This is a genomic window from Achromobacter sp., assembly GCF_036567245.1.
In the GTDB taxonomy this organism is placed as follows: domain Bacteria; phylum Pseudomonadota; class Gammaproteobacteria; order Burkholderiales; family Burkholderiaceae_B; genus Achromobacter.
The window spans coordinates 1-10,222 of sequence record NZ_DATCUY010000549.1 but is presented as its reverse complement, the minus strand read 5'-3'; the positions used below and the strand labels follow the sequence as shown (position 1 = coordinate 10,222).

General features: G+C 67.5%; 7 protein-coding genes. 4 read left to right on the top strand and 3 right to left on the bottom strand.

Translation table 11 applies throughout. The annotated features are described in order from the left end of the window. From VIR09_RS23195 to VIR09_RS23185, 3 genes are all read right to left on the bottom strand, one after another. The coding region (locus VIR09_RS23195; protein ID WP_332014983.1) for a TolC family protein at positions 1-344 on the bottom strand (344 nt) is incomplete at its 3' end. Beyond that, a complete protein-coding gene (locus VIR09_RS23190) occupies positions 341-3,478 on the bottom strand; it encodes a multidrug efflux RND transporter permease subunit (protein ID WP_332014982.1) in 3,138 nt (1,045 codons plus the stop codon). The genes VIR09_RS23195 and VIR09_RS23190, both read right to left, overlap by 4 nt. Positions 3,479-3,484: 6 nt before the next feature. After that, on the bottom strand, positions 3,485-4,696 hold the full coding sequence (locus VIR09_RS23185; RefSeq protein WP_332014981.1) for a MexX/AxyX family multidrug efflux RND transporter periplasmic adaptor subunit: 1,212 nt from the start codon (positions 4,694-4,696) through the stop codon (positions 3,485-3,487). Between the two features lie 225 nt (positions 4,697-4,921). Here VIR09_RS23185 and axyZ point away from each other — a divergent pair, with 225 nt between their 5' ends. The 4 genes from axyZ to VIR09_RS23165 form a co-directional block, all read left to right on the top strand. Then, positions 4,922-5,560, top strand: a complete 639-nt coding sequence (axyZ, locus tag VIR09_RS23180) for a multidrug efflux transcriptional repressor AxyZ (RefSeq protein ID WP_332014980.1) — start codon at positions 4,922-4,924, stop codon at positions 5,558-5,560. Positions 5,561-5,616: 56 nt separating this feature from the next. Beyond that, positions 5,617-6,513, top strand: coding sequence for a LysR family transcriptional regulator (locus tag VIR09_RS23175; protein ID WP_332014979.1), 897 nt, complete (start codon positions 5,617-5,619; stop codon positions 6,511-6,513). 210 nt (positions 6,514-6,723) lie between these two features. Continuing rightward, complete coding sequence (locus VIR09_RS23170) at positions 6,724-8,226, top strand: ABC transporter substrate-binding protein (protein WP_332014978.1); 1,503 nt, start codon at positions 6,724-6,726, stop codon at positions 8,224-8,226. A 198-nt stretch (positions 8,227-8,424) separates the two neighbouring features. Then, a partial coding sequence (locus VIR09_RS23165) for a gamma-glutamyltransferase family protein (protein WP_332014977.1) occupies positions 8,425-10,222 on the top strand: 1,798 nt, incomplete at its 3' end.

Below are 10,222 nucleotides of genomic sequence, written 5' to 3'. Positions count from 1 at the left end.
ATGCGCGGCTGGCCGGGCTCGGCGCCGCGTCCGCGGCTGAATTCACCGGTGCCGTCGATGGACGGCAGGCGGTCGGCCTGCTGCACGCCGTACAGCGCGCGGGCTTCCTGGATGCGCAGCGCCGCCACCCGCAGGTTGCGGTTGTTTTCGAGCGCGGCGGCGATCCAGGCCTGCAGCGCCGGATCGTAGAAGTAGTCGCGCCAATCCTGCGGCATGGCGGCCTGTCCGTCCGCGGCCGGCGTGTCGTAGGCGCCCGGCACGGGTGCGGCCGGGCGTTCATAGGTTGGGGCCAGCGAGCAGCCGGCCAGGGCCAGCGCAAGCAGGGTCATAGCCATAGCCTTCATGGCGTGGTCTCCAGCGTTTCGCGGCCTTCTGGACGCGAGGGGCGCACGCGCATGCCCAGCACGCGGCCCACGATAAGAAAGAAAAGCGGCACCAGGAAGATGGCCAGCACCGTCGCGGTAATGATGCCGCCCAGCACGCCCGTGCCGATCGCTGCCTGTGCGCCCGAGGCCGCGCCGGTGGCCAGCGCCAGGGGCAGCACGCCCACGCCGAAGGCCAGCGAGGTCATCACGATGGGCCGCAGCCGCAGCCTGGCGGCCTCCAGCGTGGCGGACACGATGCCCTGGCCGTCGCGCACCAGGTCCTTGGCCACTTCCACGATCAGGATCGCGTTCTTGGCCGACAGGCCGATGGTGGCGATGAGGCCCACCTTGAAGTAGATGTCGTTGGGCATGCCGCGCAGCGTCACGCCCAGCACCGCGCCGATCACGCCCAGCGGCACCACCAGGATCACCGCCAGCGGGATCGACCAGCTTTCGTACAGCGCGGCCAGGGCCAGGAACACGACCAGCACCGACAGCGCGAACAGCACGGGCGCCTGGTTGCCGGACAGCCGTTCCTCGTAGGACTGTCCCGACCAGTCGAAGCCGATGCCGCGCGGAAGCTCCGCCGCCAGCGCCTCCATGGCGCGCATGGCCTCGCCGCTGCTGTGTCCGGGCGCCGCCGCGCCGTTGATGGTGAACGAGGGGAAGCCGTTGTAGCGGTTGAGCTGTGGCGGACCCATCGACCAATTCAGGGTGGTGAAGGCCGACAGCGGCACCATCTGGCCGTGCAGGTTGCGCACGTGCAGGCGCGACACGTCTGCCATGTCGACGCGGCTCTTGCCGTCGGCCTGCACGGTTACGCGCCGTACCTGGCCATTGAGCATGAAGTCGCCGATGTAGTCCGATCCGTACATCACCGCCAGCGCGGTGTTGATCTCGTCCAAAGGCACGCCCATGGCCTGGGCCTTGTCGCGGTCGACGCGCAGCTCCAGCTGTGGCGCCTCTTCCTGGCCGGCGAAAACCACTTCCGCAAGCGCGGGGTGGCTCGACGCCGCCGCCAGCAACTGCTGGCGAGCCTGGGCCAGGGCTTCGTAGCCCAGCCCGCCGCGGTCCTGCAGGCGGAAGTCGAAGCCCGAGGTGGAGCCCAGGTCCGGCAGCGGCGGTGAGTTCAGCGCATGCACCATGACGTTCTTGCGGTCGGCGAAGGCGGCGTTGATGCGCTCCACCACGGCGTTCACGTGCAGGTCACTGGCGCCGCGCTGCTTCCAGTCCTTCAGCGTGACGAAGAACATGGCCGAGTTCGGCCCGCTGCCATAGTTGCTGAAGCCGTTGACCGAATACACGTACTCGACGGGTTCGTGCTCCAGCATGTAGCGTTCGACTTCCTTCACCATCGCCATGGTCTCGGCTTGCGGCGAGCCCTGGGGCAGGATGACCATGGCCATGAAGCTGCCCTGGTCTTCGTCCGGCAGGAAGGAAGAGGGCAGCCGCGCGAACAGCAGCGCCACCGCGGCGATCACCGCCAGATAGGCCAGGCCGAAGCGCACGGGACGGGCCAGCACGCCCGAGACGCGCGTCGTGTAGCGCGCGGTCAGGCGCGCGAAGGCCCGGTTGAACCAGCCGAAGAAGCCGCGCTTTTCATGGTGGCCCGCGGCGATGGGCTTGAGCAGGCTGGCGCATAGCGCGGGCGTCAGCGACAGCGCCAGGAAGGCCGAGAAGGCGATCGACACCGCCAGCGTCACGGCGAACTGGCGGTAGATGTTGCCCACCGCGCCGTCGAAGAACGCCATCGGAACGAACACCGACACCAGCACCACCGTGATGCCGACGATGGCGCCGCTGATCTGGCCCATGGCCTTGACCGTGGCCTCGCGCGGCGGCAGGCCTTCCTCGGCCATGATGCGCTCGACGTTTTCCACCACCACGATGGCGTCGTCCACCAGGATGCCGATGGCCAGCACCATGCCGAACATCGTCAGCACGTTGATGGAATAGCCCAGCCCCAGCATCACGCCCAGCGTGCCCAGCAGCGCCACCGGCACCACCAGCGTCGGGATCAGCGTGGCGCGGAAGTTTTGCATGAACAGGTACATCACGCAGAACACCAGGGCCACGGCTTCCAGCAGGGTCATCAGGACCTTCTTGATCGAGATTTCCACGAAGGTGGAGGTCTCGTACGGAATATCCCAAGTCACGCCCGGCGGGAAGTACTGGGCCAGCTCCTGCATGGTCGCGCGGATGCGCTTGGTGGTGTCCACCGCGTTCGACCCCGGCGCCAGCTTGATGCCCAGGCCCGTGCCGGTCATGCCGTTCACGCGCGACAGGTACATATAGTCGGTGCCGCCCAGTTCGACCCGGGCCACGTCCTTCAGGCGCAGGGTGGCGCCGTCCGGCTGCGCGCGCAGCGGAATGTTGCCGAACTGCTCAGGCGTGTGCAGGGATTCGCCGGCGACGATGCTGGCGTTCAGCGGGGCGTCCTTGGGCACGGCCTGGTTGCCCAGTTCGCCGATGGTGACCCGCGCGTTGTGGCTGCGCAGGGCCGAAACGATGTCGCCCGGGGTCAGCGCCATGGCCGTCAGCTTGGCCGGATCCGGCCAGATGCGCATGGCGGCTTCGGCGCCGAAGGACTGCACTTTGCCCACGCCTTCCACGCGGCGCAGGGCCTGCAGCACGTTGGAGGCGGCCAGCTCACCCAGTTGCATGTCGTCCAGGCCGCCGTCCGACTTCAGCGACACCACCAGCTGAATGTTGTCGGCCGCCTTCTCCACACGCACGCCGTCGCGGCGCACCGATTCGGGCAGGCGCGGTTCCACCGCCTTCAGGCGGTTCTGCACTTCCACGGCCGCCAGGTCCGGATTGGTGCCCTGCTTGAAGGTTAGGTTGATGCTGGCCCAGCCCGTCGAGTCGCTGCTGGACGAGGTGTACATCAGCCCGGGAGCGCCGTTCATCTCGCGTTCGATGATGGCGGTGACGGCCTCTTCGACCACCTTGGCCGAGGCGCCGGGATAGCTGGCGCCGACGTTGACCACCGGCGGAGCGATGTCGGGATACTGCGCTACCGGCAGCGCGCGGATCGACAGCATGCCGACCAGCACGATCAGCAGCGAGATCACCCAGGCGAAGACGGGGCGATCGATAAAAAAACGCGCCATTGCGGTTTATCCTTTTTGGCCCGCGGCGGGCGTCCTTGCCTGGACGCCGGCCTCCGGGTTGCCGGCGGCCGGGGCCTGCGCACTGGGCGTGGCCCGCTCCACCGGTTTGATTTTCTGGCCCGCCGCCAATTGGGCGGCGTTCTCGACGACGATGCGTTCGCCGCCGGCAAGTCCTTGCGTGACGATCCAGTACGGGCCTTGCAGCCGCTGCGCGGTGACGGCGATCTTCTTCAGTTCTCCGTCCGGGCCCGCGGCCAGCACGTGCGCGCCTTCGGTGTTGCGCAGCAGGGCGTTGCGCGGCACCAGGTAGGTGTCGCGGTTGATCGCCTGCTCCAGCCGCACGCGCACATACATGCCCGGCAGCAGGTCGCGGCCCGGATTCTCGAACAGCGCCCGCATGGTGACGTTGTCCGTGCCCGGATCCACCGCCAGGTCGGCGAACGACAGCGTGCCGCCGCGCCCGTACTCGGAACCGTCGGGCAGCAGCAGCCGCACCTGCACCTGGTCCGGCGCCACGCCTTCCAGGGCTCCGGCGCGGATCTGCTTCTGCAACTGCATCACCTCGGCGGCGGGCTGGGCGAAGTTCACATAGATCGGGTCGATCTGCTGGACCACGGTCAGCGGCGTGGCCTGGCCTTCGCCCACCAGCGCGCCTTCGGTGACCAGGGCGCGCCGCGCCCGGCCGTCGATGGGCGAGGTGACCCGCGCGTAATCCAGCTTCAGCTTGGCGCTTTGCAGGTTGGCGCGAGCCAGGGCGACCTCGGCCCGGGCCTGGCGTTCCTGCGCCACGCTTTCGGCGTGGTCGCGCTCGCTGATGGCGCGGTCCGACACCAGGTCGGCGTAACGACGCAGCTTGTCGGCGGCGGCGGACAGGTTGGCCTGCGCGCGCGCCAGGTTCGCGGCTTCGGAATCGTAGGCGGCCTGCAAGGGAGCCGGATCGATCTGGAACAGGGCGGCGCCGCGCGTCACGTCCTGTCCTTCCTCATACAGGCGCGCGGTAACGATGCCGGCCACTCGCGCGCGTACCTCGGCCTCGCGGTAGGGCTCCAGCCGGCCCGGCAATTCGGTGGCGACGCTGGTGGGCGTGGCCGCCGCGACGATGACGCCGACTTCGGCGGGAGCCTCGGCGGCTGTTTGGGCTTCCGGTTTCGAGCAACCGGTAATAAGAATTACTACGGAAAAAAGGGCGAGCGTGCGTAGAGAGACTCTTTGCTTCATTTTTAAAGTTGTCTGATGGGGCCGCAGAGGGCTGAGGTGGGGAAAGGCGCCGACTTTCCCGCGTGGGGAAGCGAGTCTATCATTTAATCCGTCACGCTTGATTAATTATTTTGTTCGGAAGTATGCTTCCCGCTACACACTTATTCACAGTGTGTGGAGAGGGCGGCTTCCGGTGTGGAAGCCGCCGTTTTTTTGCCACCGTATTTTTAAGTAGGAGGTCCCCGCATGGCCCGCAAGACGAAAGAAGAGTCCCAACGCACCCGCGACCGCATCCTGGATGCCGCCGAGCACGTGTTCCTGTCCAAAGGGGTGGCCGCCACAACCATGAGCGACATTGCGGACTATGCGGGCGTGTCCCGGGGCGCCGTCTACGGCCATTACAAGAACAAGATCGACGTCTGCATCGCCATGTGCGACCGCGCGCTGGGCGAGGCTGCGCCGCTGACCCAGGTGTCGACCGAGGGCGAGGCGCTGGAATCCCTCTACTCCTCCATGCGGCAGTACATCCAGATCTACGCTCAGGAAGGCTCGGTGCAGCGCGTGCTGGAGATCCTGTATCTGAAATGCGAACGCAGCGACGAGAACGCGCCCCTGCTGCGCCGCCGCGACCTGTGGGAGCGCCACGCACTGCGCACCTCGGAGAAACTGCTGCGCGCCGCGGTCAAGCGCGAAGACCTGCCGCGCGCGCTGGACGTGCGCCTGTCCAACCTCTATCTGCACGCCCTGGTCGACGGGGTGTTTGACAGCATCTGCTGGTCCGATCGCCTCAAGGGCGATATCTGGCCGCGCGTCGAGCGCATGCTCCGCGCCGCCATCGATACCCTCCGGTTTTCCGCGCACTTGCTGATGCCGAAAGCCGCCTGAATCCGCGGAGACCGTATGCCGGGCGACCCTCAGCCGGGCGCCCCTACAATCCCGGCATGACCCTCAAGCAACTCGAAGCCTTCTACTGGGCCGCCACCTGCGCAAGTTTCGCCGTGGCGGCCGAGCGCCTGCACCTGTCGGTGTCGTCGCTGTCCAAGCGCATCACCGAGCTCGAGGAAGGTTTGGGCCTATCCCTTTTCGACCGCAGCGGCCACAAGGCCGCGCTGACCGATGCCGGCCAGCGCCTGCTGCCGCAGGCGCGCGACCTGCTGGCCTCGGCCGAACAGATCCGGACGTCGCTGGCGCAAAGCGCGGGCCTCAGCGGCCGCTGCCGCTTCGGCGTGGGCGAACTGACGGCGCTGACCTGGCTGCCGCGGCTGATCCGGGGAGTGCGCGCCGCCTATCCGGACCTGGTGCTGGAACCCTATGTGGACATCGGCCAGGTGCTGGAGCAGCGCGTGGCCGACGGTGAGCTGGACTTCGCCGTGATCGCCGGCCGTTCTTCGCGGCCCAATATCGCCTCCACCTCCATAGGCCAGGCCGAGTTCTCCTGGGTCGCCGCGCCCGCCGTGCTGGACGGCGCCACGCGCATGACGCCCGCGCTGCTGGAACGCCTGCCGCTGGTGACGCTGCCGGCGGGGGCCGGCACCACGCGCATCATCGATGACTGGTTGGCGGGCCGCGAGGCAGCTGGCGAACGCCTCTGCTGCAACAACTGGGGGGCGGTGGTCGGCCTGCTCATAGAAGGCACCGGCGTCGGCCTTCTGCCCAGCCATTGGGCCAGCACGCTACAGGCCGAGGGCAGTCTGCGCGTGCTGGAAGGAGATATGCCCCTGGCGGCCTTGCCCTACGCGTTCCAGTACCGCCGCGACGACGCCCGGCCGCTGGTCGCCAAGCTGCGCGCCGAGGTCCAGGCCGCGGTGGATTTCGCGGCGCCTTGCCGCATTCCCTGAAAGCGCGTCCGCAAGGCGGCCGCCCGGCAGGCATTTAGGCTTACGACAGCCGCCGCTCTATACAATCGCCGCGCGCCTGGCGCAGAATCCAACAAGAACGTGCGCAGCGGGGGATGGACCCGGATGCAGCACGGCTCGGGTCTGTTCCCTCATGCCGGGCGGCGCGCCCGCGCGGGGAACCAGGCCGACCTGAACCGACGGAGATCTTTCATGCGTAAACTTTGCCTCGCCATGGCCATGGCGGGAATGCTGGCCAGCGGATTGGCGCAAGCCCAATCCACCCTGCGTATCGGCCTGCAGGACGACCCCGACGTGCTGGACCCGGTGCGCGCCCGCACCTTCGTGGGCCGCATCGTCTTCGCTTCCCTGTGCGACAAGCTGGTCGAGATCACCCCGGACCTGAAGATCGTGCCGCAGCTGGCGCAATCCTGGACCATCAGCCCGGACCACAAGGTGCTGACCTTCAAGCTGCGCACGGATGCCGTGTTCCATGACGGCACGCCGGTGGACGCCGCGGCCGTCAAGGCCAACCTGGACCGCGCCCGCACCTTGCCCGACAGCAACCGCAAGAGCGAACTGGCCACCGTCGCCAGCGTCGAGGCCCCGGACGCCAGCACCGTGGTGCTGAACCTGTCCGAACCCGACGCCTCGCTGTTGTCGCAACTGTCGGACCGTGCCGGGATGATGATGTCGCCCGCCAGCTTCGACAAGGATCCCGGCGGCAAGCCGGTGTGCTCGGGTCCCTACCAGTTCAAGGAGCGCGTGCAGAACGACCGCATCGTGCTCGAAAAATTTCCCAAATACTGGGATGCGGCCAACTATCACTTCGACCGCCTGGTCTACACCCCGATTCCCGACAACACCGTGCGCCTGAACAACCTGCGCGCCGGCGACCTGGACATCATCGAGCGCGTCGCGCCCAGCGATGCCAAGGCCGTGAAGGACGACAAGAACCTGACCCTGGCGCCGGTGACCGGCCTGGGCTTCCAGGCCATTTCGGTGAACCTGGCCAACGGCGCGCGCGCCAACAACCCGCTGGCCAAGGACAAGCGCGTGCGCCAGGCGCTGGACCTCGCGATCGACCGCGACGTGCTCAACCAGGTGATCGGCGAAGGCATGTTCCAGCCCGCCTATCAGCCGTTCCCGCCGGCCAGCTTCGCCTACAACACCGCTTTCGAACACAAGGGCCGCGATCCCAAGAAGGCGCAGGCCCTGCTGAAGGAAGCGGGCTTTGACCGCGTCAAGTTCGAGATCACCTTCGGCAACAACACCACCATGCAGCAGGTGTTCGAATTGGTGCAGGCCATGGGCGCCGAAGCAGGCTTCGACATCACTCTGCGTCCGGTGGAGTTCGCGTCGCTGCAATCGTCGCTTGCGCGCGGCGACTTCGAAGTGGGGCAGAGCGGCTGGTCGGGCCGTGTCGATCCCAGCGGCAACATCCATCAGTACCTGAGCTGCAAGGGCAACCTGAACGACGGCAAGTTCTGCGACGCCGGTGTCGACAAGCTGCTCAACGACGCCCGCGCCGAGTCCGACACCGCCAAGCGCCGCGCCATGTATGACCAGGTGCTGGCGACCATGCAGGACCAGCGTCCCATCGTCTACCTGTTCTATCTGCCGTGGACCTTTGGCGTGCAGAAGAAGTTGGAAGGCTTTGTACCGTACCCGGATGGCTTGATTCGCCTGAAGGGTGTCACTGTCGCTAAAAAGTAGGCTCCCCCTACCTGCTGGCGCGGGCTCCAGGGAGCGGCGCAGGCGGACCGGCGGAGCCGGATCCGCGGCGCCCCTGAAGTATTGCGCCCGTAGGTCTTTCTGGCGTGCTTGGCTTTTTCGTCGCCTGGTATTCGCCGTATTGGAAGTGTCTGCGTCTCAGCGGCTTGATGCCTGACCGCAGCCCTCATAGGAACCATCATGTTTACCACTCGCCCGGAAATCCTCGGCACCTTCGGGGTCGTGACGTCCACCCATTGGCTGGCCAGCGCGGCCGGCATGTCGCTGCTGGAGCGCGGCGGCAACGCCTTCGATGCTTGCGTCGCCTCAGCCTTCGTGCTGCAGGTGGTGGAACCCCATCTGGTCGGCCCCGCGGGCGAAGTGCCCGCGGTGTTCTATTCCGCGCGCACCGGCCGCGTCGAGGTGCTGTGCGGCCAGGGCACCACGCCCGCGGCCGCCACGCTCGAACGCTACCGCGCCGAAGGCCTCAAACTCATCCCGGGCAACGGCCTGCTGGCCACCGTCATCCCGGGCGCTTTCGACGCCTGGATGCTGCTGCTGCGCGACCACGGCAGCATGCGCGTGCGCGACGTGCTGGAGCCCGCTATCTATTACGCGGAGCACGGCCACGCGCTGATGCCGCGCATCTCCAATACCATCGCGGGCCTGAAGGATTTCTTCCAGACCCATTGGCCGACGACCGCCGAGGTCTACGTGCCGGGCGGCAAGGTGCCCGAGGCGCGCAAGCTGTTCCGCAATCCGGCGCTGGCCCGCACCTGGACCCGCGTGCTGCAGCAGGCCGAAAGCGCCGGCGCGGACCGCGAGCGCCAGATCGAGGCGGCGCGCGACGCCTTCTACCGCGGCTTCGTGGCCGAGGAAATCGACAAGTTCGCGCGCAACACCGACGTCATGGACGAGAGCGGTTCCACCCACCGGGGCGTCATTACCGCCGACGACCTGGCGGGCTGGTCGGCCAGCTATGACAAGCCGGTTACCTACGACTATCACGGCTACACCGTGGCCAAGGCCGGTTCCTGGAGCCAGGGCCCGGTCTTCCTGCAGACGCTGGCACTGCTCAAGGATATGGACCTGGCCGGCGTCAGTCCGACCAGCGCCGAATTCGTGCATCGCGTGACCGAAGCCATGAAGCTGGCCTTCGCCGACCGCGAGGCCTATTACGGCGACCCGGATTTTGTCGACGTGCCGCTGGACCACCTGCTGTCCGATGCCTATAACGCCGAACGCCGCGCGCTGATCGGCGAGTCGGCCTCGCAGGACCTGCTGCCCGGCCAGGTGCCCGGTTTCGAGGCACAGGTGAAGCGCGTCATAGACACGCTGGAACGCCTGTCCAAGGTCTCCGCGCCCGGCAGCGCCACCAATGAGCCCACGCTGGCCGACATGCGCGCCTCCGCCAAGCGCGGCGACACCACCCACGTGGACGTCATCGACCGCTGGGGCAACATGATCTCGGCCACGCCTTCGGGCGGGTGGTTCCAGTCCTCGCCGGTGATTCCAGAGCTGGGCTTCGGGCTGAATACCCGCGCGCAGATGTTCTGGCTGGAAGAGGGACTGCCCGGCACGTTGGCGCCCGGCAAGCGTCCGCGCACCACGCTGACGCCCTCGCTGGCGCTGCGCGACGGCAAGCCCTATCTGGCCTTCGGCACTCCCGGCGGCGACCAGCAGGAGCAATGGCAATTGCTGTTCTTCCTGCGCCACGTGCATCACGGCCTGAACCTGCAGGAAGCGATCGACCTGCCCATGTCCCACACCATGCACTTCCCCACGTCCTTCTATCCGCGGGACCGCAAGCCGGGGCATCTGGCGGTGGAGGCGAGCTTCGGGGCCGAGGTCATCGTAGCGCTGCGCCAGCGTGGGCACCAGATCGAGGAAGTGCCCGAATGGTCGGTGGGCAGATTGACCGCGGCGTCGCGCGATGCCGACGGCCTGCTGCACGCGGCGGCCACGCCGCGCCTGATGCAGGCCTACGCCATCGGCCGCT

Excerpts from the sequence above, each read along its gene's own strand:
- VIR09_RS23190 (WP_332014982.1), bottom strand. The coding sequence starts at position 3,478 with ATGGCGCGTTTTTTTATCGATCGCCCCGTCTTCGCCTGGGTGATCTCG.
- VIR09_RS23185 (WP_332014981.1), bottom strand. The coding sequence starts at position 4,696 with ATGAAGCAAAGAGTCTCTCTACGCACGCTCGCCCTTTTTTCCGTAGTA.
- axyZ (WP_332014980.1), top strand. The coding sequence starts at position 4,922 with ATGGCCCGCAAGACGAAAGAAGAGTCCCAACGCACCCGCGACCGCATC.
- VIR09_RS23175 (WP_332014979.1), top strand. The coding sequence starts at position 5,617 with ATGACCCTCAAGCAACTCGAAGCCTTCTACTGGGCCGCCACCTGCGCA.
- VIR09_RS23170 (WP_332014978.1), top strand. The coding sequence starts at position 6,724 with ATGCGTAAACTTTGCCTCGCCATGGCCATGGCGGGAATGCTGGCCAGC.